This window comes from Gilliamella sp. WF3-4 (assembly GCF_001690275.1).
Lineage (GTDB): Bacteria > Pseudomonadota > Gammaproteobacteria > Enterobacterales > Orbaceae > Gilliamella > Gilliamella apicola_C.
The window spans coordinates 55,368-79,338 of record NZ_LZGW01000038.1 but is presented as its reverse complement, the minus strand read 5'-3'; the positions used below and the strand labels follow the sequence as shown (position 1 = coordinate 79,338).

General features: G+C 36.5%; 25 protein-coding genes, 1 rRNA gene and 1 pseudogene. 15 read left to right on the top strand and 12 right to left on the bottom strand.

What is annotated here, in order from left to right:
* Positions 1-386 (bottom strand): 16S ribosomal RNA (locus A9G47_RS08895); the annotation flags it as partial.
* 519 nt (positions 387-905) lie between these two features.
* On the opposite strand from A9G47_RS08895, the pseudogene A9G47_RS14990 reads away from it, so the two are divergent.
* Positions 906-1,366: pseudogene (locus A9G47_RS14990) on the top strand (DUF4184 family protein).
* 227 nt (positions 1,367-1,593) lie between these two features.
* Here the strand turns inward: A9G47_RS14990 and gmhB are convergent.
* A complete protein-coding gene (gene gmhB, locus A9G47_RS08885; RefSeq protein ID WP_065566584.1) occupies positions 1,594-2,130 on the bottom strand; it encodes a D-glycero-beta-D-manno-heptose 1,7-bisphosphate 7-phosphatase in 537 nt (178 codons plus the stop codon).
* Between the two features lie 116 nt (positions 2,131-2,246).
* On the opposite strand from gmhB, the gene metN reads away from it, so the two are divergent.
* The 4 genes from metN to tsaA all read left to right on the top strand — a co-directional run bounded on the left by metN (position 2,247) and on the right by tsaA (position 5,812).
* Positions 2,247-3,278: a methionine ABC transporter ATP-binding protein MetN gene (gene metN / locus A9G47_RS08880; protein WP_065566583.1), complete on the top strand. Its 1,032-nt coding sequence runs from the start codon at positions 2,247-2,249 to the stop codon at positions 3,276-3,278.
* A 112-nt stretch (positions 3,279-3,390) separates the two neighbouring features.
* Positions 3,391-4,032 (top strand): methionine ABC transporter permease, encoded by a 642-nt coding sequence (locus tag A9G47_RS08875; RefSeq protein WP_065566589.1) that lies wholly within the window; start codon positions 3,391-3,393, stop codon positions 4,030-4,032.
* Between the two features lie 15 nt (positions 4,033-4,047).
* Positions 4,048-4,950, top strand: a complete 903-nt coding sequence (gene metQ / locus A9G47_RS08870) for a methionine ABC transporter substrate-binding lipoprotein MetQ (RefSeq protein ID WP_065642707.1) — start codon at positions 4,048-4,050, stop codon at positions 4,948-4,950.
* 148 nt (positions 4,951-5,098) lie between these two features.
* On the top strand, positions 5,099-5,812 hold the full coding sequence (tsaA, locus tag A9G47_RS08865; RefSeq protein ID WP_065566581.1) for a tRNA (N6-threonylcarbamoyladenosine(37)-N6)-methyltransferase TrmO: 714 nt from the start codon (positions 5,099-5,101) through the stop codon (positions 5,810-5,812).
* A gap of 215 nt (positions 5,813-6,027) precedes the next feature.
* Here the strand turns inward: tsaA and hslO are convergent, their stop codons facing one another.
* The 3 genes from hslO to A9G47_RS08850 form a co-directional block, all read right to left on the bottom strand.
* Positions 6,028-6,891 (bottom strand): Hsp33 family molecular chaperone HslO, encoded by an 864-nt coding sequence (gene hslO, locus A9G47_RS08860; RefSeq protein WP_065642706.1) that lies wholly within the window; start codon positions 6,889-6,891, stop codon positions 6,028-6,030.
* A 1-nt stretch (position 6,892) separates the two neighbouring features.
* On the bottom strand, positions 6,893-7,288 hold the full coding sequence (gene hslR / locus A9G47_RS08855) for a ribosome-associated heat shock protein Hsp15 (RefSeq protein ID WP_218057004.1): 396 nt from the start codon (positions 7,286-7,288) through the stop codon (positions 6,893-6,895).
* Positions 7,289-7,395: 107 nt separating this feature from the next.
* Positions 7,396-8,943, bottom strand: a complete 1,548-nt coding sequence (locus A9G47_RS08850) for a hypothetical protein (RefSeq protein WP_141674844.1) — start codon at positions 8,941-8,943, stop codon at positions 7,396-7,398.
* 296 nt (positions 8,944-9,239) lie between these two features.
* Here A9G47_RS08850 and greA point away from each other — a divergent pair, with 296 nt between their 5' ends.
* Positions 9,240-9,716, top strand: a complete 477-nt coding sequence (gene greA, locus A9G47_RS08845; protein WP_065566577.1) for a transcription elongation factor GreA — start codon at positions 9,240-9,242, stop codon at positions 9,714-9,716.
* A gap of 51 nt (positions 9,717-9,767) precedes the next feature.
* On the opposite strand, the gene yhbY is transcribed toward greA, so the two are convergent.
* Positions 9,768-10,061: a ribosome assembly RNA-binding protein YhbY gene (gene yhbY, locus A9G47_RS08840; protein WP_065566588.1), complete on the bottom strand. Its 294-nt coding sequence runs from the start codon at positions 10,059-10,061 to the stop codon at positions 9,768-9,770.
* 98 nt (positions 10,062-10,159) lie between these two features.
* On the opposite strand from yhbY, the gene rlmE reads away from it, so the two are divergent.
* From rlmE to fmt, 5 genes are all read left to right on the top strand, one after another.
* Positions 10,160-10,786 (top strand): 23S rRNA (uridine(2552)-2'-O)-methyltransferase RlmE, encoded by a 627-nt coding sequence (gene rlmE / locus A9G47_RS08835; RefSeq protein WP_065566576.1) that lies wholly within the window; start codon positions 10,160-10,162, stop codon positions 10,784-10,786.
* 85 nt (positions 10,787-10,871) lie between these two features.
* Positions 10,872-12,740, top strand: coding sequence for an ATP-dependent zinc metalloprotease FtsH (gene ftsH, locus A9G47_RS08830; protein WP_255309212.1), 1,869 nt, complete (start codon positions 10,872-10,874; stop codon positions 12,738-12,740).
* Positions 12,741-12,924: 184 nt separating this feature from the next.
* Entirely contained in the window at positions 12,925-13,761 is an 837-nt protein-coding gene (gene folP / locus A9G47_RS08825) for a dihydropteroate synthase (RefSeq protein ID WP_065642705.1), read from the top strand.
* Between the two features lie 268 nt (positions 13,762-14,029).
* Positions 14,030-15,090, top strand: a protein-coding gene (locus A9G47_RS08815; RefSeq protein WP_442903246.1) for an IS3 family transposase whose coding sequence is annotated in 2 segments (ribosomal slippage) — positions 14,030-14,273 and positions 14,273-15,090 — 1,062 coding nt in all. Because the reading frame shifts where the segments join, the coding sequence is not laid out codon by codon here.
* A 546-nt stretch (positions 15,091-15,636) separates the two neighbouring features.
* Complete coding sequence (gene fmt / locus A9G47_RS08810; protein ID WP_065642710.1) at positions 15,637-16,590, top strand: methionyl-tRNA formyltransferase; 954 nt, start codon at positions 15,637-15,639, stop codon at positions 16,588-16,590.
* 56 nt (positions 16,591-16,646) lie between these two features.
* Here fmt and tehB read toward each other — a convergent pair whose 3' ends face one another.
* Positions 16,647-17,507, bottom strand: coding sequence for an SAM-dependent methyltransferase TehB (gene tehB / locus A9G47_RS08805; RefSeq protein WP_065567143.1), 861 nt, complete (start codon positions 17,505-17,507; stop codon positions 16,647-16,649).
* 194 nt (positions 17,508-17,701) lie between these two features.
* On the opposite strand from tehB, the gene fabI reads away from it, so the two are divergent.
* From fabI to A9G47_RS08785, 4 genes are all read left to right on the top strand, one after another.
* On the top strand, positions 17,702-18,490 hold the full coding sequence (fabI, locus tag A9G47_RS08800) for an enoyl-ACP reductase FabI (protein WP_065567144.1): 789 nt from the start codon (positions 17,702-17,704) through the stop codon (positions 18,488-18,490).
* 637 nt (positions 18,491-19,127) lie between these two features.
* Entirely contained in the window at positions 19,128-19,688 is a 561-nt protein-coding gene (gene slyD / locus A9G47_RS08795) for a peptidylprolyl isomerase (protein WP_065567146.1), read from the top strand.
* 177 nt (positions 19,689-19,865) lie between these two features.
* Positions 19,866-20,534 carry a RadC family protein gene (gene radC, locus A9G47_RS08790; protein ID WP_065567147.1) on the top strand — a complete coding sequence of 223 codons (669 nt, stop codon included), beginning with the start codon at positions 19,866-19,868 and terminating at the stop codon, positions 20,532-20,534.
* Positions 20,535-20,586: 52 nt separating this feature from the next.
* Positions 20,587-20,790, top strand: coding sequence for a SlyX family protein (locus A9G47_RS08785; RefSeq protein ID WP_065567148.1), 204 nt, complete (start codon positions 20,587-20,589; stop codon positions 20,788-20,790).
* A gap of 190 nt (positions 20,791-20,980) precedes the next feature.
* Here the strand turns inward: A9G47_RS08785 and rplQ are convergent, their stop codons facing one another.
* Genes rplQ through rpsM form a run of 5 tightly spaced genes read right to left on the bottom strand, consistent with a single transcriptional unit; the run spans position 20,981 to position 23,835 of the window.
* Positions 20,981-21,367, bottom strand: coding sequence for a 50S ribosomal protein L17 (rplQ, locus tag A9G47_RS08780; protein ID WP_065558593.1), 387 nt, complete (start codon positions 21,365-21,367; stop codon positions 20,981-20,983).
* A 29-nt stretch (positions 21,368-21,396) separates the two neighbouring features.
* Complete coding sequence (locus A9G47_RS08775) at positions 21,397-22,386, bottom strand: DNA-directed RNA polymerase subunit alpha (protein ID WP_065567149.1); 990 nt, start codon at positions 22,384-22,386, stop codon at positions 21,397-21,399.
* Between the two features lie 25 nt (positions 22,387-22,411).
* The gene (gene rpsD / locus A9G47_RS08770; RefSeq protein WP_065567150.1) at positions 22,412-23,032 is read right to left on the bottom strand and encodes a 30S ribosomal protein S4; all 621 of its coding nucleotides are present in this window, start codon (positions 23,030-23,032) and stop codon (positions 22,412-22,414) included.
* A 41-nt stretch (positions 23,033-23,073) separates the two neighbouring features.
* A complete protein-coding gene (rpsK, locus tag A9G47_RS08765) occupies positions 23,074-23,463 on the bottom strand; it encodes a 30S ribosomal protein S11 (RefSeq protein WP_025314405.1) in 390 nt (129 codons plus the stop codon).
* A 15-nt stretch (positions 23,464-23,478) separates the two neighbouring features.
* Entirely contained in the window at positions 23,479-23,835 is a 357-nt protein-coding gene (gene rpsM / locus A9G47_RS08760; protein WP_065567151.1) for a 30S ribosomal protein S13, read from the bottom strand.
* Between the last annotated feature and the right edge of the window lie 136 nt (positions 23,836-23,971).

Sequence of the window (23,971 nt, the reverse complement as noted above, 5' to 3'; positions counted from 1 at the left end):
ATCAGGGTTCCCCCCATTGTGCAATATTCCCCACTGCTGCCTCCCGTAGGAGTCTGGACCGTGTCTCAGTTCCAGTGTGGCTGGCCATCCTCTCAGACCAGCTAGAGATCGTCGCCTAGGTGAGCCCTTACCCCACCTACTAGCTAATCCCATATGGGTTCATCAAATGGCGCATGGCCCGAAGGTCCCATGCTTTGGTCTCTCAACTTTATACGGTATTAGCAGTCGTTTCCAACTGTTGTCCCCTTCCATTCGGCAGATCCCCATACCTTACTCACCCGTCCGCCACTCGTCATCAAGTGCAAGCACTCATGTTACCGTTCGACTTGCATGTGTTAAGCCTGCCGCCAGCGTTCAATCTGAGCCATGATCAAACTCTTCAATTTAAAGTTTGATGCTCAATAACTGTCTCTGACATATTCAAATGAATCTTCAGTGTCACTTATCAAGACTTAATTTTTTAGTCCGTAGACTTTAATCTTTTGTCTCGCAAGTGCCCACACAGATTGTCTGTTTCTTATTTTTAAAGAGCTAACAGCTTTTTTAAATCAATCAACTTTTTGTTAATTTACTTCGCTGTCTCAAGGGTTGCGTATACTACGCTAACCTTTTTTATTCGTCAAGATCTTTTTTCAAAATTTTTGATCTTAATTTTTCACTAACTCGCCCCAGCTTTTCGCTGACGCCGTGTCAGTGGATGCGCATTATAGGGACTTTAAAAATTCGCGCAAGGGGTTATTGTGCATTTTATTCTTGTTTGCGTTTTTTTTATTCAAGATGAGCTAAAAACAAACTAAAGTTAGTTATTGTAAATGCAAATTTTAATATCTTTGCTAGTTAATTATATTTTTTATAACAGACAAAATAACTTCAAATTAAAACACTTTATTAACTTAGAATAAAAAATGCCTTTTACATTCGCTCATCCTGCTATCATATTACCTCTATATAAGAAACCCCACCTATTTTCTATGACGACTTTAATTATTGATAGTATGGCGCCCGATTTTGAATACTTCTTAAGAATGGAGGTAAAAAGCACTTTAAGTCATAGTCTAGCTGGTATATTTTTATTTGATTTATCAATGACCCTAGTTATGACTTATATTTTTCATTTTATTGTCCGAAATACTTTAATTAAAAATTTACCTAATTTCTTTTATAGGCGATTTGCTAATTATTTAACTTTCAACTGGAATAAATATTGCTGTCAGCATTGGGGGGGGTGCTTTGTTCAACTTTCAGTTTATTACAAGATACTGTTAATATAGGGAAAATGGAAATTCCAATTTATAAATTATTACAACATGGTAGTTCATTAATCGGTATGAGTTTGGTGGGACTATTTATTATTTACCAATTGTAACATCTAAACAGGATAAAGTTGATTTTCCATATTGGAGCTTAATAGTACTTATTACTTTGCTTATTTTTATATTTGGCAGCTATTCTTTTTCTATAAATCAGCTAGGTATAACTGTTGTTACTTTTATTAGTGCCTGTTTTATTGGATTAACCATTGCCTCACTAAGACTTAAAAGTATCACTTTAATACAGCGTTTAATCTAAACACTGTATTAGTTAAAACCACAATCAAGATTGGTTTTTTATTCTTTTTGGCAGATCAGCCAAACTATCAATAACCCAATCAGCTTGTTCTAATGCTTCTTCTGTTATGGTATCACCCGTTTTTACTAATACGGTTTTTTTAACACCCGCTTTTTTACCCGACAATAAATCAGACACTCTATCCCCAACCATATAGGAATTAGCAATATCAATTTTTAGTTCTTTGGCTGCTGTTTGAATCATACCGGGACTTGGTTTGCGACATTCACAGTTATCAATTAACGGATCATGAGGGCAATAATACACACCATCTAAATCAACACCGCGATCTTGTAGTGACCAATCCATCCATTCTGTCAACGTGTGAAATTGTTCTTCAGTAAATATGTTTCGGGCAATACCTGATTGGTTTGTTGTGATGACTAACAAAAAACCCATTTTCTTGAGCTCTTGCATCGCATCAATAACACCATCAATGAAATGAAATTTATCAATGGTATGCACATAATTATAATCTACATTAATAGTACCATCTCGATCTAAAAAAATAGCTGGTTTCATATTGACTCTTTTCCTTTTAATTTAGGTATTGCTCTACTTCGCATAGCATATTATCGATTGACTTAGATGTCTAGACGTCTTAATATTCGCCTATTCACATTTTATTTTTATATATTATGATACAGTTACAACATATTTCGAAAATATTCGAACATAATAAAACGCCAATTCATGCATTAAAAGACATTACAATACATGTTCCTCAAGGAAAAATTTATGGTGTTATCGGTAAATCAGGGGCAGGAAAAAGCACACTTATTCGTTGTGTTAATCTTCTAGAAAAACCGACTAGTGGTAAAATTTTTTTTGATAATCAAGAAATAACACATCTATCAAATAGAAAGTTAATCAAAATACGTCAAAAGATAAGCATGATTTTTCAACACTTCAACTTACTTTCTTCACGGACAGTATTTGATAATATTGCATTTCCTCTTGAATTAAGCCAAACCCCAAAATCAAAAATCAAGCAAAAGGTTAATGAATTAATTGAATTAGTTGGCTTAGCTGAAAAAGCCGATGCTTATCCTTCCAATTTGTCTGGCGGTCAAAAACAACGTGTTGCCATTGCCCGAGCTTTAGCAAGTGAGCCCAAAGTTTTATTATGCGATGAAGCAACAAGTGCCCTTGATCCTGAAACCACTCGTTCAATTTTGGCATTATTAAAAGATATCAACCAAAAATTAGGACTAACCATTTTATTAATCACACATGAAATGGATGTAGTAAAACAAATTTGTGATCAAGTAGCAGTGATCAGCAATGGAGAATTGGTTGAACAATCATCGGTAGGTGAAATGTTCTCACATGCAAAAACAGATATTGCACGACAATTTATTCAATCAACCTTGCATCTTAATATCCCTGATGATTATTTAACAAGGCTATCACCTGAGCCAAAAGAAGGGCTCAATCCTTTAGTACGTTTAGAGTTTACGGGAGTTTCTGTCGACTCCCCCTTGTTATCGCAAATTGCTAAAGAATTTGAAATTGATAGTAATATTATTAGTGCACAAATGGATTATGCAGGGGGGGTTAAATTTGGCTTAATGCTAGCAGAAATGAAAGGGAACCCGAAAAGTATGGCACCAGCAATTCAATTTTTAATAAAAAATAATACCCAAGTAGAGGTTCTCGGCTATGTTTGATTTTATTCCTTCCTTTAAACCTTTCGAATCACTATTTCATTATTTATCCCAATACAGCTTTTGGGGTGACTTTGTTGCTTTTTGTTCATCATACAATGGTTTTAATCAAGCTATGCTATTGAAAATGGCACAAGCCACTGATGAAACCCTTTATATGATCTTTCTATCGGGTTTTTGGGGAACAGTGATTGGATTACCTATTGGAATATTGCTTTATACAACACGCAAAGGGCAGATCTTAGATTGCTATATAACTAATAGTGCTATTTCATTTATTACTAATATATTTCGTTCTATTCCGTTCATTATACTAATTGTATGGATTATTCCTTTTACCACGTTGTTAATGGGAACCTTTATAGGTAAACAAGCAGCTGTAGTACCGTTAAGTATTGGTGTATCGCCATTAATTGCACGCATGATTGAAAATGCATTGTTAGATGTACCTAAAGGGTTAATTGAGGCGGCTCGCTCAATGGGAGCAACACCATTTCAAATTATATATAAGGTTTTATTACCTGAATCATTACCTGTAATTGTTAATAGCATGACGATTACCTTAATTACTTTGACAGGATACATTGCGATGGCCGGAGCCGTTGGCGCTGGAGGTCTTGGACAACTAGCTATTCAATATGGTTACAACGGCTACAAGCCTGCTATAATGAATACTGTTTTGGTTATATTAATTATTATTGTCTTTATTATTCAATTTATTGGCAATAGGATTGTTAAACGAGTTACACATCATTAATTTTGGGAGAAATATATGTCTATTAAAAAGCTAGTACTTATTAGCACATTGGTAAGTGCATTTTTTTTAACTGGCTGTGATAATAATAAACAACCAGCTACAACAGATAACAAATCAGCAGAGCCTGCTAAAGTAAGTTCTATCAAAGTAGGAGTGATTTCTGGTCCTGAACAAGAGGTTGCCGAAGTAGCTAAACAACAAGCAAAAGATCTTTATAATTTAGACGTTGAACTAGTTATTTTTAACGATTACGTTACACCAAACCAAGCATTAAATGATGGCTTAATTGAAGTAAACGCGTTCCAACATAAGCCTTATTTAGATGAGCAAATAAAAGAACGTGGCTATAAATTAGCTGTTGTTGGAAACTCATTTGTTTATCCAATTTCAAGCTATTCTCGCAAATTAAAACCGATTGAAGAATCAACAGAAACAGGTGAAGGTGTAAAAGTGACATCACCACGCGGTGAAACCTTCTTTATTCCAGCTAATTCAACTATTGCCATTCCTAATGACCCAACCAACTTAGGACGAGCGTTATTATTATTACAACATGAAGGCATGATTACAGTTGATAAATCTAAAGGTTTATTGCCTACTGTACTTGATATCACTAGCAATCCTTACAACTATAAGATCGTTGAACTTGAAGCACCAATGTTGCCACGTTCATTAGATGATGCTCAAGTTGATCTTGCAATTATCAATAACGCCTTTGCAGGGCAAGCCAACTTAACACCAAGTAAAGATGGTATTTTTGTAGAAGATAAAGAATCCCCTTATGTTAACATTATTGTTTCTCGTGAAGCTGACAAAGAGAATGAAAGCATAAAAAACTTTGTTAAAGCATACCAAACTGACGCAGTGGCAGAAAAAGCTAACCAAATCTTTAATGGTGGCGCTATTCGCGGTTGGTAATAACTTACAATAAATACTTATTACTATCAATTCCGCCGGCTTCTGTTATCGGCGGAAAGCTATTAGCATAAAAGCTATTAGCATGAAAACGATTAGCATAAAGAACATAAACCAATCCACTTAAAAATTTTCTATAAATCAATAAACAATGACATATCAAATAAAGCCAATCGGCATAATCCGTTCCCCTTATAGTGAAAAATTTGCTGTGCCAAGACAACCTAATTTAGTTAACGCAGGACAAGGCGAGCTTTACTTATTAGCGCCTTACAATGATCCCGTCAGTGTTAAAGGGCTGGAACAGTTTTCACATTTATGGCTATTATTCCTATTTCACCATATTGCTCCTGAAAAATGGAGATTAACCGTACGCCCTCCGCGTTTAGGCGGCAATAAAACAATGGGAGTATTTGCGACACGTTCACCATTTAGACCTAACCATATAGGGCTTTCTGCTGTTGAATTAAAAGACATCCTTGTTGAAAATAAACAGGTCATTTTAAAACTAGGTAGCCTAGATTTAGTCGATGGCACACCAATTATTGATATCAAGCCTTATATTCCTTATTGTGACAGCCATTCAGATGCATTTGCAGGATACGCACAATCTACACCAGAAGAAAAGCTAACTGTTACATTTTCACAAAAAGCACAATTAATTTTAGATTTACAAAAACAGGATTATCCTCAGCTCACTGAGCTCATTACCCAAGTTATTTCTCAAGATCCAAGGCCTGCCTACAAACAAAAAAAAATTAATGAACAAACCTATGGACTGACGCTTTACCATTTTAATATTAAATGGAAGATCAGTAATCAACACGCTCTTGTTGAAGATATCTATATAGATAATATATGTTAGTTAGACAAAAATTTAGATCAAATATGTTCTTTATTCTAAATTTTTATTAATGAAAAGCAGGTTTATCAGTGTCTTTAATAAAAAATTACATGAAACTGTTAAAAAAATTGGTATCTTTTGCCAATTCTGATAGACTAAATGCGGGTTTAATTTCCCTATATTTCACTTTGCCACTAAAACTTTATAAGTTTTAGTGGTTCTTTTTATCTGCAATATCAATGATAACTAAAGTTATGTTTGCTTCTCATTTCGGCAATATCGATTGAATCAAATAAATAATGCTTTCCGCAATAATCACAATGAATATCAATTTTACCGCCCTGTTCAGCTAGAATTTCATCAACTTCATTATTTGGTAAGGTCATTAAGCTATTCTCGCAACGTTGGCGTGAACATCCGCACTTAAAAATAATATCCTGTGTTTCAAAAAGGCGTACGTCTTCTTGATTATATAGGCGGTATAAAATCTCATCAGTAGGAAGCTGAAACAGCTCATCGCTAGTCATTGTCTCAGTTAATGCACTAAGATGCTCAAATGATTCATAGGTGTTTTCATGAGCGGGCAAAACTTGCAATAAAATGCCTGCTGCCATTGGCTTATTATTATACGCTCCCGTTTTGACAAATAAGCGCGTTGGCAGTTGTTCCGATTGCATAAAATAGTTTTCGATACAACCAATAAGCGTATCTTTTTCTAAGCCGACAATTCCTTGATAACGCTCACCGTGTTTTGGTGTGATAGTGATAACAACATAACCATTACCTACCATATCTTTAAGCGTCGCATTATCAGCGATCTCGCCGTTAACTCGAGCAACACCACGTAACTGTTGTTGATCATTACCATTCACTACCGCTAAAGATAAAGCGCCATCCCCCTGCAACTGCACAGCAATATCACCTTCAAATTTTAGTGTTGCGGTTAATAAACTGGTTACAACCAACAATTCACCAAGTAATTTTTGTACCGCAATTGGGTATGAATGATTATCTAAAATCGCTTCATACGTCTGCTCAAGACGGGTAATTTCACCACGAATCGGATGATTATCAAATAAAAAACGATTTAAAGTATCCATATTAATTGTTGTCACCTTGTTGCCTATTGTATTTAAATTTAATCAAATCGCGCCGCTCCTTTTTATCAGGTCTTCTATCGGGATGCGGCATTGTCAATGCATTGAGTTTACGTGCTTGTGCCATTGCTTCTCGTTTAACAATACTATCGGCAGTTTCTAGATAAAGTTGTTGAGCTTCAGTAGCAGTTTTTCGTTGCTCGCTAATAGCTAAAATTTGAATTGTTTTTTGATCCAAACCCTGGCGAAGCGTTAAAATGGCCCCAACTTCAACAATTTTACTTGGTTTAGAGCGCTGACCATTATAATGTACCTTACCACCTTCAACCATTTCTCGAGCTAATGAGCGAGACTTATAAAATCTTGCAGCCCAAAGCCATTTATCTAATCTTACAAGCAAAATAACACCCTCATATCATACTAATTGTTGAGCTTTCACACTCAAACACACATAGAAAGCGCATCTTATACATCTTAACCAGTTATATAACGATGCTTTTATAAAAATCAATGCTCAAGATTGATAATATAATCATTTCCCTCGTTTGTCGAAAACACCCCTGCAAAGCTAAATGGTCGAAATTGTCCATGTAAATTAGCTGAATAATTTATCGCTGTTGGAGGTTGCTTTACCAATTTCCAGTCTTCTAACAACGAACTGGTGATATTATATGCATTAAATTTCAAAGATAACGGTTCATTTTGCAACAGATCAATATCCACTTGGGATTCGATCATGCCACTATCAACTAAAGAGCCAAAAGTTAATAAAGCATGATGTTGAGAATCAAATTTTAGAACCAGATCTGGATAACGAATATCAATTTTATTGAACGAACCTTTTTCTGATTTAAAAAACACAGTGCCTGAAAATATGCCTAATTTTTGATTTTCAGCTAAAACAACATTTGAACCTGAAGCTTGAAAATTATATAGGCTAAACGGGAAATCACTGTATTTTCTAATTATTAAACTTTGTAAAATATCAAGCTTATCAACTATAATATGCTTAAAAATATCGGGTAACACGGGTAGCTCAAATTTTTCAGGAACGTCATAATTGATATCGGCTAATGTTAATTTCTCTAGCTGTAGGTCATTATCTTTCCATTTTCCAGAAAAATTTATACTGCCTTTATTCCATTTCGCTAACGCTTTTTGAATCGTCACTGCTTGATTATCGGATGATAATTGAACCAATACCGACGAAAATGACTGCTCATGTAAAACAACATTATCAGCATTAAAAGTAAAAGAACTTTGCTCAAAACGCCATTTATCATCATAACAAAGATTGGTTGCTTCAATATTGCCTTTCTCAATTAAAAAATGAGGCAATTGTATACTACTTTCAAGTATTGATAATTGCTTAATAGTTAATTTTGGCAAAATATGGGAATAGTTGCTCCAAAACACGTCATCTGTTGATTGAAAATTGATATTATGTAACTTTAATTGATCAATATTCAAACTATTATCAGCAAGTACTTTTAATTTACTCACAAAAAAGCCATTATGAATATTTCCACCTAAATTAGTAATCGTTGTAACACCATCGCGATGGAACCCTTGAATAAGTAGTGATTTTATTGGAATTTGATTCACTAAAACATCTTGTGAAGAAAAATCAAATTGATACTGACCTGCTCCCGATGAAATAAAAGGTTGAATGCCCCCATTAATTTTATTGAATGAAAGTTTGTCTTTTCCATTATTGACCAGTACATCAACGTTTGAATTAACAAATTTTAGCGTATTGCTTGAAAAGGCATAGTGGCCAAAGTGAGTATCAGCAACCACACCGTTAATAATGGTAATATAATTAAAGTGGGATAATTGCCAAAGATTGCTTTTATCCAATCCTATCACTAATTTAGGAATATGAATAAATTCTTGCTTATTATCGCTCACCACAACTTCATCAAAAGCCAATTCATAGAAATTTGAAAACGAATGATGAACGTTGCCGATTGAAATTGTATAAGAACTTAATCTAGATAATTGCTGACTAACTACTTTAGCGCCAAAAGAGGTTTGCACAACAAAATAAGACAACAAAACTAAAAGCCAAAAAATGAATAGAAAAATGATGATATAAAATCGTAATCGTCGCATAAATAAATTTAATTGTTATAATGAACTATGAATAATTGCATTACGATAACTGATTTTAACCAAAATAGCACCTCATTGCGTATAAATGATTTGTGGTTAAGTTGGTTTTACAGTTAAGATATAAACTTTCATTATATGTTTTTAAATAATAACTGAACAACTCACTTTCCCCTTCTTTGATTAAGATAAGGGAGAGTTATTTTTATTTACTATAAGTAAAAACGGGAGATACCTAGATGAAACAAATCCCAATGACGGTTAAGGGAGCTGAATTATTACGAGCCGAACTTGAAGAGCTCAAAAATGTCAAAAGACCACAAATAACAGCAGCCATAGCTGAAGCAAGAGCTCACGGCGATTTAAAAGAAAATGCTGAATACCATGCCGCAAGAGAACAGCAGGGCTTTTGTGAAGGCCGTATTCAAGAAATTGAAGGCAAACTTTCACAAGCACAAATTATTGACATAACTAAAGTAAAAAATACTGGGCGTATTATTTTTGGTGCAACAGTAACCGTTATCAATGTAGAAACAGACGAAGAAACAACCTATCGTATCGTAGGTGATGATGAGGCAGATTACAGGCAAAATCTTATTTCAGTCAATTCACCGATTGCTAGAGGTTTAATCGGCAAAGAAGATGGCGATACAGTACAAATTAAAACGCCAGGTGGTGATGTGGAATTTGATATTATTAAAGTGGAATATATCTAATCTTCAATACATTATAAATAACAAACAGGGCTGATAGCCCTGTTGTCGTATTTATTTAGGTAAAGTGATTTTCTTATCTTCACTTGGTCTAAAAATAGTAAAATTAGAACCCACCAATTGCACTGGCAAAGCCTTGGTTTCACGAATAATGGCATCGCAAATAAGCTTTTTAGTTTCACGATCTTCAGCAGAAACCTTAATTTTAATTAATTCATGGAAATTTAAGGCATTGTCAATTTCGGCAAGTACACCTTCGGTAAACCCGTTAGCACCAATCATGACAATAGGTTTTAAATGATGGGCTTCGCCTTTTAAGTACTGTTTTTGTTTATTCGATAAATTCATTAAATTTTTTATCATATTAAGTTGCAATTTTGTTATTCTACCCTTATATATATTTGTAATCAATAAAGTGACCTCTTTAGATTAAGGATTTATTCGCAGTGAGTAACAAAAAACGCTCTGCAAGCTCAACACGTTGGCTCAATGAGCATTTTAATGATCGCTTTGTACAACAAGCGCAAAAAAAAGGGCTACGATCTCGAGCGTGGTTTAAACTTGAAGAAATACAAAAAAGTGACAAATTATTCAAACCAGGTATTACCGTTGTTGATTTAGGTGCAGCTCCTGGTGGTTGGTCACAATATGTTGCATCACTTATAGGTAACAAAGGTCGCATTATTGCTTGTGATTTGTTACCAATGGATCCCATTGTAGGTGTTGACTTTTTGCAAGGTGATTTTCGGGACGAAGCCGTTCTAAAAGCGTTGCTCGAACGAGTTGGTGAAGAAAAAGTTCAGGTTGTCATGTCAGATATGGCGCCAAATATGAGCGGGCAACCCGCTGTTGACATCCCCAGAGCCATGTATTTAGTAGAGCTTGCATTAGAGATGTGTAGAGATGTGCTTGCGCCTAATGGTAATTTTATTGTCAAAGTGTTTCAAGGTGAAGGATTTGAAGAATACCTAAAACAAGTACGTTTGATGTTTAAAACAGTCAAAATTCGTAAGCCAGAGGCTTCGCGAGCTAGGTCTCGAGAAGTTTATATTGTTGCAATGGGGATGAAGTAGCCAGTTGTATAATTTTGTAGTACCATACTTCGTTAAATTTAGTCGTAACTGTTAATTTTTATGAGAGGTTTTTCTTTTGAACGACATGGTAAAGAATTTACTGATCTGGGGAGTTATTGCTGTAGTATTGATTACTGTATTTAATCAATTCAGTTCAATATCTAATAGCGGGCCTCAAGTCAATTATACCCAATTTAATTCCGATATCACAGCTGGTAATCTCCAAGAAGTGCATATTAAAGGACGTGAAATTATTGCCACAACCAAAAATAAAGGCAACTACGTTACTTACATCCCGTATTTAGATGAAAAACTAATGGATGACTTGTTAGCCAACAAAGTACCTGTCTATGGTGCACCTGATGAAAGACCAAGTTTAATAATGAGCATATTTATTTCTTGGTTCCCTATCATTTTACTTATTGGGTTCTGGCTCTTTATGATGCGCCAAATGCAAGGTGGTGGTAGAGGTGGCCCAATGTCAGTTGGCAAAAGCAAAGCCAAAATGCTAACACCAGACCAAGTTAAGACCAAATTTATCGACGTTGCGGGCAGTGAAGAGGCAAAACAGGAAGTCACTGAAGTGGTCGATTTTTTACGAGATCCAGGTAAATACCAAAAACTAGGTGGACGAATTCCAAAAGGTATTTTAATGGTTGGACCTCCAGGTACAGGTAAAACATTACTAGCAAAAGCAATCGCTGGCGAAGCCAAGGTGCCTTTTTTCAGCATGTCAGGTTCAGACTTTGTTGAAATGTTTGTTGGTGTGGGGGCATCACGTGTCCGAGATCTATTTGAACAAGCTCGCAAACATGCGCCTTGTATCATCTTTATTGACGAAATTGACGCTGTAGGCCGAAAACGTGGTGCAGGTTCAATGGGCGGGCATGATGAACGTGAACAAACATTAAACCAAATGCTAGTTGAAATGGATGGTTTTGAAGCCAATAGTGGCATCATTATCATTGCAGCAACCAACCGAGCCGATATTTTAGATCCAGCCTTACTCCGTCCAGGTCGTTTTGACCGCCAAGTACAAATTGGCTTACCAGATATGAAAGGCCGAGAACAAATTCTTGCAGTGCATGTGCGTAAAGTGCCTCTAGGATCTGATGTTGATTTATCGGTACTAGCGCGTGGAACGCCGGGTTATTCTGGTGCAGAATTAGCGAATTTAGTCAATGAAGCGGCTTTATTTGCTGCGCGTCGCAATAAGCGTGTGGTCACAATGGATGAATTTGAAGAAGCTAAAGATAAGATTAACATGGGCACGGAAAGACGTTCATTAACCATGACTCAAGAGCAACTTATTTCAACCGCTTATCATGAAGCAGGACATGCCATTATTGGCTACTTAATGCCTGATCATGATCCTATCCATAAAGTCACCATTATTCCACGTGGGCGCGCACTGGGTGTAACCTTTTTCTTACCTGAAGGCGATCGAGTTAGTGAAAGTCGCGAAAAACTGGAAGGCGATATTGCAACTCTTTATGGAGGACGACTTGCAGAAGAACTCATCTACGGTGCCAATAAAATTTCTACTGGTGCCTCAAATGATATAAAAGTTGCCACACAATATGCACGAGCAATGGTAACACAATGGGGGTTTTCTGAACGCTTAGGCCCATTATTTTACGAAAATGATGATAATTCATACGGCCGACCTAAAGATATTTCTGACGAAACAGCGAGAATTATCGACGAAGAAGTCAAAGCCATTATCGATCGTAATTATCAACGAGCTCGTCAAATATTAACTGACAATATCGATATCCTTCATGCAATGAAAGATGCGCTAATGAAGTATGAAACCATTGGAGCAAAACAAGTTGCAGATTTAATTGCTCGTCGCCCGATTACAGCGCCTGATGATTGGACTGAAAGTGACGAACATGCAGCAAGCAAAATACCCAATGAAGGAAGCGACATACCGCCTCAATCAAAAGGTTAATAAGCTCAAATAAAATATAACGCGCTACGGCGCGTTTTTTATCGGTAAAATAAAAATAGATGATAAGTAAATTTACCTGAATAAAACAACAAGCAAGCTAAAAATTTAACTCAACCTAGTTGATAAGTCTCAATGCCATTTAAATTATTGCATTATTAACACTAACCCTATAAGGCTTTTAATCATGGAAATACATTTTAAAAATCAAGTGATGGATCTTTCATTCCCACAAGTTATGGGCATTATAAATATGACGCCAGACTCGTTTTCTGACGGTGGGACTTATAACAATCTTGATGATGCCATGCGCCGGGTTGATAGCATGATTCAAGCTGGAGCAACATTTATTGACGTAGGTGGCGAATCAACACGCCCAGGTGCAACCGAGGTTTCCGTTGATGAAGAGCTTAACCGTGTTATCCCACTCGTTGAAAAAATTGCTCGTTATTTTGATGTCTGGATATCGGTTGATACCTCAAAACCACAAGTCATGACAGAATCTGCTAAAGCAGGCGCTCACCTAATCAATGATATTCGAGCCCTTACAGAGCCTGGCGCTATTGAAGCCGCTGCACAAACAGGGTTACCTGTTTGCATTATGCACATGCAAGGCGATCCTAAAACCATGCAAAATGCACCACACTACCAGCAAGACATATATCAAGAAGTCGACCTATTTTTTGCAAAGCATATAGATCGTTGCTTAAATGCCGGTATTGCTCGAGAAAAAATCATACTCGATCCTGGTTTTGGATTTGGCAAAACGCTAGCCCATAATTACCGCCTATTAGCAATGCTTGAAAAGTTCCATCATTTCAACTTACCCTTATTGGTTGGCATGTCTCGAAAATCGATGATTGGGCAAGTATTAAATGTACCGCCACAAGAACGTACTCTCGGCAGTGTTTCATGTGCCGTAATTGCAGCCATGAAAGGAGCCCAAATTATTCGTGTACACGATGTTAAAGAAACTTTTGATGCATTGCGGATTGTTCAAGCAACGCTTGCAGAGCAAGGCTAATAGGTTGGCCAGTTGAAAACAAGGCATTTGCACTAAAAAACAGTCAGAAAAACCATTGATTTTATTTTTCTAGGCTGCACCATGAAGTGCAATTCGCCTTAACGCCTTAAAATAAAAAAAGACTGGCTTTTAAACTTATGCCGTTTTCTCTTGGGCGTGGGTTCAATAAATATGGTATTTTCTTTATTGTAACTACCCCCTAAAATAGTACAGCAAAAAAGTAGAAAATTCTCTATGATAAAAGAAAAGGGGATTTAATGATGAAAAAATGACTGAACATCAAATCGTAGCTATTTTAAAAGAAGCTGAAGCGGGTATTCCCGTTAAAGAGCTGTGCCGTAAATATGGTATGGGCAATTCAACTTTCTATAAATGGCGAGAAAAATATGGCGGTATGGAAACTTCGGATATCAAACGTCTAAAAGAACTCGAAGCGGAAAACCGCAAGCTTAAGCAGATGTTTGCCGAACTGAGCTTAAAATCTCAGCTTCAGGAAGAAATCATAAAAAAGCTTTAGTGCCAACTGGGGCACGTAAAACGTGGGCACAGCAACTACAAAAAAATCATTCAGTCACTATTACGATGAGTTGTGCCATTGTTGGTTTAAGCCGTTGTGCTTACTATTATCAATCTAAGTTACAGGATGATTCCGTGATTATTTCGGTGTTGAATGCTATCACAGACCGGCATTTACGCTGGGGCTTTCCTAAGTGTTTTAATCGTATCAGAAAGCTCGGCTATCAATGGAATCATAAACGGGTATATCGGGTGTATTGTGAATTAAAGCTTAATCTCAGGGTAAAGCGTAAAAAACGCATTCCTCCACGATGTCCGGAAAGGTTATTAGTCCCCAATAAACAAGGTGAATGCTGGTCAATGGATTTTATGAGTGACAGTAGTCGTAATCAACGTCGCTTTAGGACATTCAATGTCATCGATGACTTTAATCGTGAGGCGTTAGGTATTGATATTACAGTAAGCTTATCAGCACGTTACTTAGATAAACAGGCCGAATATCATGGGTATCCATTAAAAATACGGGTCGATAATGGGCCAGAATTTACAGGAAAAACCTTTACCAACTGGGCTAAATTACATGGTATAACTATTGATTATATCCAGCCCAGTAGCCCTTATCAAAATGGCTATATTGAACGATTTAATCGTACCTATCGTACTGAAGTACTCGATTTATATCTATTTAATAATCTAGAACAAGCAAGAAAGGTAACCGAAGAATGGCTAACCATTTATAACACCGAAAGACCGCATGAGGCATTAAATAACATGACACCGATTGAGTATAAAACACTAAAACAAGCAGCATGATTTTCTACGTGAGTTGTGTACTAAGTTTGGGGTATTTACATTAATTATGTTTCGAATTTCTTTTTTATCTCCCAATCTATTGTCAAAAAATGCTCATTGAGTCATTGATCTATCTCTTTTTATTCTTTTCAGCTTGTAATAATATGAAAATCGAGTATCGTTTCTTCCTAGAAAAATGATTATAATGCATAACAATCACCAAATTGTGGTGATGCGACGTAGCTAGTATAAATTACCTTTCTATTGCCTTCACTTCACTGGGTTTAAAATTACATTTCATGTTTTAATCCAGAAAAAAATAAAAACTTCAATAAAATCAATGGATTTTCTGAATGATTTTTAAGCGCCAAATATCCCATTTTTAACCCCCCCAATCGGCTGTGGACGGTTGTTATTTGGCATCAGAATAAACCACCAGCGGAGCAAGCATAGCACACCCGAAAGCATACAAATAAATATCACTCCTTGCTGATTAAAGATTCTTGCTAAAATTTGGGGTATAATTTCTATTATCTTTTAATTATGGATATAACGCTAATGCCACATATAACTAAACCATTAAATATTATTTTTGCTGGCACACCTGATTTTGCCGCGACTCATCTAAAGGCGCTAATTGAGTCTCATCATAATGTGATTGCTGTTTTTACTCAACCCGATCGACCTGCTGGTCGTGGTAATAAGTTAACAGCAAGCCCTGTTAAGCAATTGGCTGTTGAGCATGATATTACTGTTTATCAACCAGTAACGCTTAAAAATGAAGAAAATCAAAAAATTATTGAAAAATTAAATGCTGATATTATGATTGTTGTTGCTTACGGGCTGATTTTACCACAATCTGTACTTGATATGCCTAAATTAGGCTGTTTGAATGTGCATGGTTCATTACTACCACGTTGGCGTGGTGCAGCACCTATTCAACGTGCTTGCTGGGCTGGCGATCAAGTTACAGGTGTTACTATCATGCAGATGGACGCAGGGCTTGATACGGGTGATATGTTATATAAACTTTCTTGCCCAATTGAGCATACCGACACCAGCGCATCACTGTATGAAAAACTAGCCCAATTAGGACCACAAGCGCTACTTGATACATTAGCCTTAATCGGCGAAGGAAGAATCCAACCAGAAAGGCAAGATTCATCACAAGCAACCTATGCCGAAAAACTTTCAAAACAGGAGGCAAAACTTGATTGGAGTTTACCTGCTAAGCAACTTGAACGTTGTATTCGCGCTTTTAACCCATGGCCAGTTAGCTATTTTGACATTAATGGTGAGCCGATTAAGGTATGGCAAGCCGCTGTTGTTGAAATTGACACAGAACAACCCGCAGGCACTATTTTAAAAGCAGATAAAAATGGTATTTGTATTGCAACTAGCCAAAATGCATTGAATATAACACTTCTACAACCTGCAGGTAAAAAACCGATGTCAGCGCAAGATTTATTAAATTCTCGTAAAACATGGTTTGTTGTTGGTGAACAACTAAGCATGGGTTAACAATACGTAGGCTCACAATCTAAGCGCTAATATTACAGGATTTCATCCTGTAATATTTATCGTTTTCTCGCCAAAAGTGTAGCAAACCTTAATTTTATTCGGTTACCATGAATATCTGTTTTATGCAATTGGCCAATATCTTCATTATATTTTATGATCTCCCAATCTTGATAGTAATTTAATAATTCTTGTTTTTTAAATGTGAATGAAAATCCGATAGAACATGGGTAATCATCCGTTGACATTGCGCAAACAATTAAATTATAACCGCCATATTGGGTAACTTGTTGCATATTATGAATAATATCTGGAATTTTATCGGGTTGTAAAAACATCATCACAACAGTTGAGATAATTAGATCATATTCACCTTTTAAGTTTGCTTGGTTAATATCATAAATCGTAGCATTTATACGTGGCAAATTTTCGTTTGTAATAATTTGTTGTAGATTCTCAATACTTGATTGAGATTTATCTACCGCCTCTACATCAAAGCCTAACCGCTGAAGATAAAGCGAATTACGACCAGATCCACAGCCAAGATCTAACACCCGCCCCCTAGGAATAAATTGACACGCTGACACGACTTCAGAATGCGTCTTAGTCATTTGGTACTTTTTATGCGTGTAATCCTCGGGTTGACAATAAAAAGCGAGTTGGCATTGTAGGTCATTTGACACCTTGGCAATACGGTGCCACTGCTGAGGCAATACAAATGGTGGTTGATGCTCAATATCATAGTGATGTCGACTTATGACCTCGCCTTGCTCAGTTAGCATTTCAAAATCCAAACTACCAGCAATAATATGTAATTTTGCCCAAGTGCCCGCTTGGGTATTGTGCTTTTCGCTAAATGATGGCGGTAAGTTTTGCGCATCCCAAATTGGCAACATTTTATAATTAACTAAGTTTTTCAAATTGCATCATCTTTAAAACAAATTAATAGTTAGCTATTATAGTCAATGGCTAAGCACATAAACAACTCACAGTAACACAAGATAAAATAACAACAAGTTGCGAAACATAAATTTATTGTGGCGCAATTGCCGTTATCAACATATAATCGTCACTATCCTAATCTATTAAAGTAGAAACATTAGAGGAATAATTTATGGGATTTTTAGCAGGTAAGCGCATACTGGTTACTGGTGTTGCAAGTAATCGTTCTATTGCTTATGGTATTGCACAAGCGATGCATCGTGAAGGAGCTGAATTAGCTTTTACTTATCAAAATGATAAATTAAAAACACGTGTTGAAGAATTCGCTGCTGATTTTGGTTCTAAAATCGTTTTACCTTGCGATGTCGCTCACGATGATAGCATCACTGAACTATTTGCAGAACTTGCAAAAACTTGGGATAAATTTGACGGATTTGTCCATGCTATTGCTTTTGCACCTGGCGATCAATTAGATGGCGATTATGTTAACGCAGTAACTCGTGAAGGGTTTGCTATTGCGCATGACATCAGCTCTTATAGTTTTGTTGCGATGGCAAAAGCATGCCGATCGATGTTAAATCCAAATTCAGCTTTAGTCACTCTTTCTTATCTAGGTGCTGAACGTGCGATTCCTAACTATAACGTAATGGGCCTTGCTAAGGCATCATTAGAAGCCAATGTTCGTTATATGGCAAATGCCATGGGACCAGAAGGTGTGCGCGTTAATGCCATTTCAGCAGGACCAATTCGTACGCTTGCAGCATCTGGCATTAAAGACTTCAAGAAAATGTTATCTCATTGTGAATCAGTCACGCCAATTCGTCGCACAGTTACTACCGAAGATGTGGGCAATTCGGCTGCGTTTTTATGCTCAAATCTAGCATCTGGCATTACTGGCGAAGTCATCCATGTTGATGGTGGGTTTAGTATTGCTGCAATGAATGAGTTAGAGCTTAAATAAGCTTATGATTTTTCTCTCTCGCCTCTGGCGGGAGAGATTATTCTAGTTATTTATAAGGAATACTATTTGATTACATCTTATATGGGATGATATTGAGCGTTAAACTTGTCTTATTGACTCGAATACTGCATCAATTCATTACAGAATTTAGAGGATAATCAGCTGTTATTTGCCAATAATATAAACAATTAACTGCGTTATGCCAAAAGCTCCTCATCAGTAATTCAAATAGCTTCTATTGGACAAGAATCCCACAAAAACAATAATTATCTATCAATTTTTTTATTTTAAAAAACTTCATAAAACAATTTTATTTGATCATCGATTAAATCATCTCAAAGTTGGACTATTTCTAATATCAATTATCTAGCTAGCGCCAATATTAGAATGAGATCTGTTTATTAAGGGATATTTATCACTTCATCCTGATTAAATATCGAAAGTGAGTAAAATACCTTTATCAAGAATAATACCCAATATTTTTATTTTATTTGAATAAATTGCTTTCATAATGCTACTTGATCATTATACTTTCCTAAAATATTTTTACAAAATAAAAGAGAAATTAGCATACAGATAATCTTTTTTCAGCTAAAATCTACAGCTTATTTGCTCGTTATAGCCCGTTGGAGATAAAATGAAAATAGCAAAAAACACAGTAGTAAGTATAGCATACCAAGTTAGAACGAAAGATGGCGTTCTTGTTGATGAAGCAACAGCAACTGCTCCGCTTGAGTATTTGCATGGCGCAGGAAACTTATTACAAGATCTTGAAAAAGCCTTAGAAAGTCATCAAGTTGGTGATAAATTTGAAGTTGAGATAATTAATGCATATGGTGATTTTAATGATGCACTTGTGCAAAATGTTCCTCGTGATGTGTTTGTCGGTGTTGATGAATTAGAAGTTGGTATGCGCTTTTTTGCTGATACTGAGCATGGTTCTTTACCAGTTGAAATTACCGCTATCGATGGTGATAATATCACGATTGATGGTAATCATATGCTAGCGGGACAAGATCTAAAATTTAACGTTGAAGTATTAGCTATTCGTGAAGCCACAGAAGAAGAAATAGCCCACGGTCATATTCATGGTGAGCATGGTCATGATCATGGTGGTTGCGGTTGTGGTGGCCATGACCATGAAGATGATGATAGTGGTTGTTGTGGCGGAGGCCATGGCGGTTGCGGTTGCCACTAAGTTGTCGTCGTTTAGGATGTAATGATAAAAAGCGCTATATAGCGCTTTTTATTTGCCAGATATCCAAAATATTACTTAATAATTTGTGAAATAAATCCCAATATTTTACAACACTGTTTTGTACTGTTAATTTTTCCGTTAATAATCTAGATTTTGCTATTATTGGAATTTAGCATTATGTCTTCACAACCAGCTTCGTTGATGCCACGGGAAAAGCTGTTAAAATTTGGCGTTGAAACTCTCAGTGATGCAGAATTACTTGCACTTTTTTTACGAACAGGCACCAAAGGCTTACCTGTTTTAGAACTATCACAAAAATTGTTAAATGAGTTTGGTTCTTTTTATAATTTAATTAATGCAAGCCATAGTGATTTTTGCAAAAAGCAGGGGTTAGGCACAGCGAAATACACCCAACTAAAAGCTGTTGTCGAGTTGTCACATCGATATCTAAAAGTTAAAATATCCAATGAAAACTCACTGACTTCACCAGCACTAACCCACCATTATTTAGCTAGTCGTTTGGCAGATAAAGAACGTGAGGTTTTTATGGTGATTTTTCTAGATAACCAAAATCATGTTATTTCATCAGAAGAAATGTTTATCGGTACCTATAATTGTGTAGAAGTTCACCCTCGAGAAATCGCTAAACGAGCATTACAATATAATGCCGCTGCATTAATTTTGGCACACAACCACCCTTCAGGCATAGCCGAACCAAGTCAAGCTGACCGTGCGCTAACAGTAAAAATAGATCAAGTTTGTAACTTGATTGATATTCGTATTATTGATCACCTTGTAATTGGTAAAGGCGAATATGTCTCTTTTGCCGAACGGGGATGGATTTGATAGCCATTTTTACTTACAATATAGCATTATATGCATACATAAGCCTGTTTTTATGAATCAACAACTAGAATTACTTGAAACTAAAGTTGCTTTTCAAGAAGTTACCATTGAGGAATTAAACCGTATGGTAACAACCCTTCAAGCAGATATCAGCAAATTAAAAGAGCAATTGACTTTATTATCCCAAAAGCTACAAGCAACACAATCATCGAATATTGCCAACTTATCGGAAGAAACACCACCACCTCATTATTAGCTAACTATACTTACATCGATAATTGTTATTCACCTGCCTTAGTTAGTTGATAATTCTTTAGCATCATTTAACTGACAACTAACTTTAAATAAGGTTGGCACTTTATAATTTAAAATATAATTACAATAAGTGTAAATGAGAAAATAAAAAACCGGCATATAGCCGGTTTTAATACGCAATGATTTAATAATTATTCAGCTGTTGCTTCTGCTTCTACTGCAGGGCGATCAACTAATTCGATATAAGCCATTGGAGCATTATCTCCATCACGGAAACCACATTTTAAAATACGTACATAACCACCAGGACGGGTAGCAAAACGTGGGCCTAAATCTGAAAATAATTTCTTCACTGTATCTTTATCACGGATACGAGCAAAAGCCAGACGGCGATTAGCTACGCTATCGCTTTTGGCTAGCGTAATTAACGGTTCAACAACACGACGCAACTCTTTTGCTTTAGGCAATGTAGTTTTGATGATTTCATGTTCAACAAGTGAACTTGTCATGTTACGAAACATTGCTTGACGATGGCTGCTATTTCGGTTCAGTTGACGACCACTTTTACGATGGCGCATAACTTTATCCTTCTTATATAAATTTTATCTTAGTCTTCAACAATACTTGCTGGTGGCCAATTCTCAAGACGCATGCCTAAAGATAAGCCACGAGAGGCGAGCACATCCTTAATTTCAGTAAGCGATTTCTTACCAAGATTAGGAGTTTTAAGTAACTCAACTTCAGTACGTTGCACTAAATCACCAATATAATGAACTGCTTCTGCTTTTAAGCAATTAGCAGACCGAACAGTTAATTCCAAATCATCTACTGGACGTAAGAGAACTGGATCAAATTCCGGTTTATCTTCTTTCACTTCTGGTTGACGCACATCACGTAAATCAACGAAAGCTTCAAGTTGTTCAGCCAAAATAGTTGATGCACGACGAATAGATTCCTCAGGATCGATAGTCCCATTTGTTTCCATATCGATAACAAGCTTATCTAAATCCGTACGTTGTTCCACACGAGCAGCATCAACAGAATATGCGATACGCTCTACAGGGCTATAACATGCATCAACTAACAAACGACCTATTGGTCGTTCTTCATCTTCTGACTTAACGCGAGCAGAAGCAGGGACATAACCACGTCCTCGTTGTACACGAATACGCATACTAATTGAAGCATTGGCATCAGTAAGATGACAAATTACTAAATCAGGATTAACAATTTCAACATCACCATCGTGAGTGATATCAGATGCGGTTACTGCACCAATACCTGATTTATTTAACGTCAGCATAACATCATCTTTAGTATGTACACGCACTGCTAATTTTTTTAAATTAAGCAAAATATCAAGTACATCTTCTTGAACGCCTTCTTTAGTACTGTACTCATGCAGAACACCGTCAATTTCAACTTCGGTTACTGCATATCCCGGCATAGATGATAATAAAATGCGGCGTAGTGCATTACCTAAAGTATGACCAAAACCACGTTCAAGTGGCTCTAAAGTCACTTTGGCGTGTGTTTGGCTGTATTGAACAACATCAACTAGGTGAGGTTTTAAAAACTCTGTTACAGAACCCTGCATTATGTCCTCTCTTAAGTGCTAAACTTTACTTAGAGTAAAGTTCGACGATCAAATGTTCGTTGATGTCAGCAGATAAATCTGAACGTTCTGGTAAGCGTTTAAATACGCCTTCCATTTTGCTAGCATCAACTTCTAACCATGTTGGTTTTTCACGTTGTTCAGCTAACTCTAAAGCGGCTTTAATACGTGCTTGTTTTTTTGACTTTTCGCGAACACTAATCACATCTTCAGGTGAAACTTGGTAAGATGCAATATTTACAACGCGACCATTAACAAGAACAGCTTTATGACTAACTAATTGACGAGCTTCAGCGCGAGTAGCACCAAATCCCATGCGATAAACAACGTTATCTAAGCGACGTTCTAAAAGACCAAGTAGGTTTTCACCTGTATTGCCTTTAATACGCGCTGCGCTTTTGTAGTAATTACGGAATTGACGTTCTAAAATTCCATAAATACGTCTAACTTTTTGTTTTTCACGTAACTGAACACCATAATCTGATAAACGCGGTTTACGCGCACCATGTTGCCCAGGAGCTTGTTCTAATTTACATTTACTGTCAACCGCTCGGACACCAGATTTAAGGAATAAATCTGTACCTTCACGACGACTTAATTTGAGTTTTGGTCCCAAATATCTTGCCATTTTATTTCTCCAATAATCCTAAACATTCAATGTTTAATAAATTAAACACGACGTTTCTTTGGTGGACGACAACCGTTATGAGGAATCGGAGTAACATCAGTAATGTTAGTGATGCGATAGCCCGCAGCATTTAATGCACGAATTGTTGACTCACGACCAGGACCAGGTCCTTTTACCATAACTTCCAGATTCTTAATTCCGTAATCTTTGACAGCTTCAGCACAACGTTCCGCTGCTACTTGAGCTGCAAAAGGTGTTGACTTACGAGAGCCACGGAAACCAGAACCACCAGCGGTTGCCCAACCTAACGCATTACCTTGACGATCGGTAATAGTTACGATTGTATTGTTGAATGATGCATGAATATGAGCTATACCATCAGAAACTTGCTTTTTTACACGTTTACGTGTACGAACAGGTGTCTTTGCCATTTAATTATACCTCAATTATTTCTTGATTGGCTTACGCGGTCCCTTACGGGTACGAGCGTTAGTCTTTGTGCGTTGACCGCGAACAGGAAGCCCACGACGGTGACGCATGCCACGATAACAACCAAGGTCTAATAAACGCTTGATACTCATAGTTACTTCACGACGTAAATCACCTTCAACGGTAAATTTAGCGACTTGTTCACGTAACTTTTCAATCTGATCTTCAGATAGTTCTCTGATCTTAACATTTTCAGGAATACCGGCTTCAGAACAAATTGTCTTAGCACGGGTAGCTCCAATACCATAAATCGCTTGTAAAGCAATCACAGCATGTTGTTGATCAGGAATGTTAATGCCTGCTATACGGGCCACTATGCACTCCTTTATTGTTAATGTTTAGCAAATTCACCATACTGAAAAGCCCGTTTTCAGGATACTCAAACGGTGAATTCACAACTAAATCTAAGCTGGCTATTCTAGCCAGCTTTACTATACTTTGGCAAGTAAA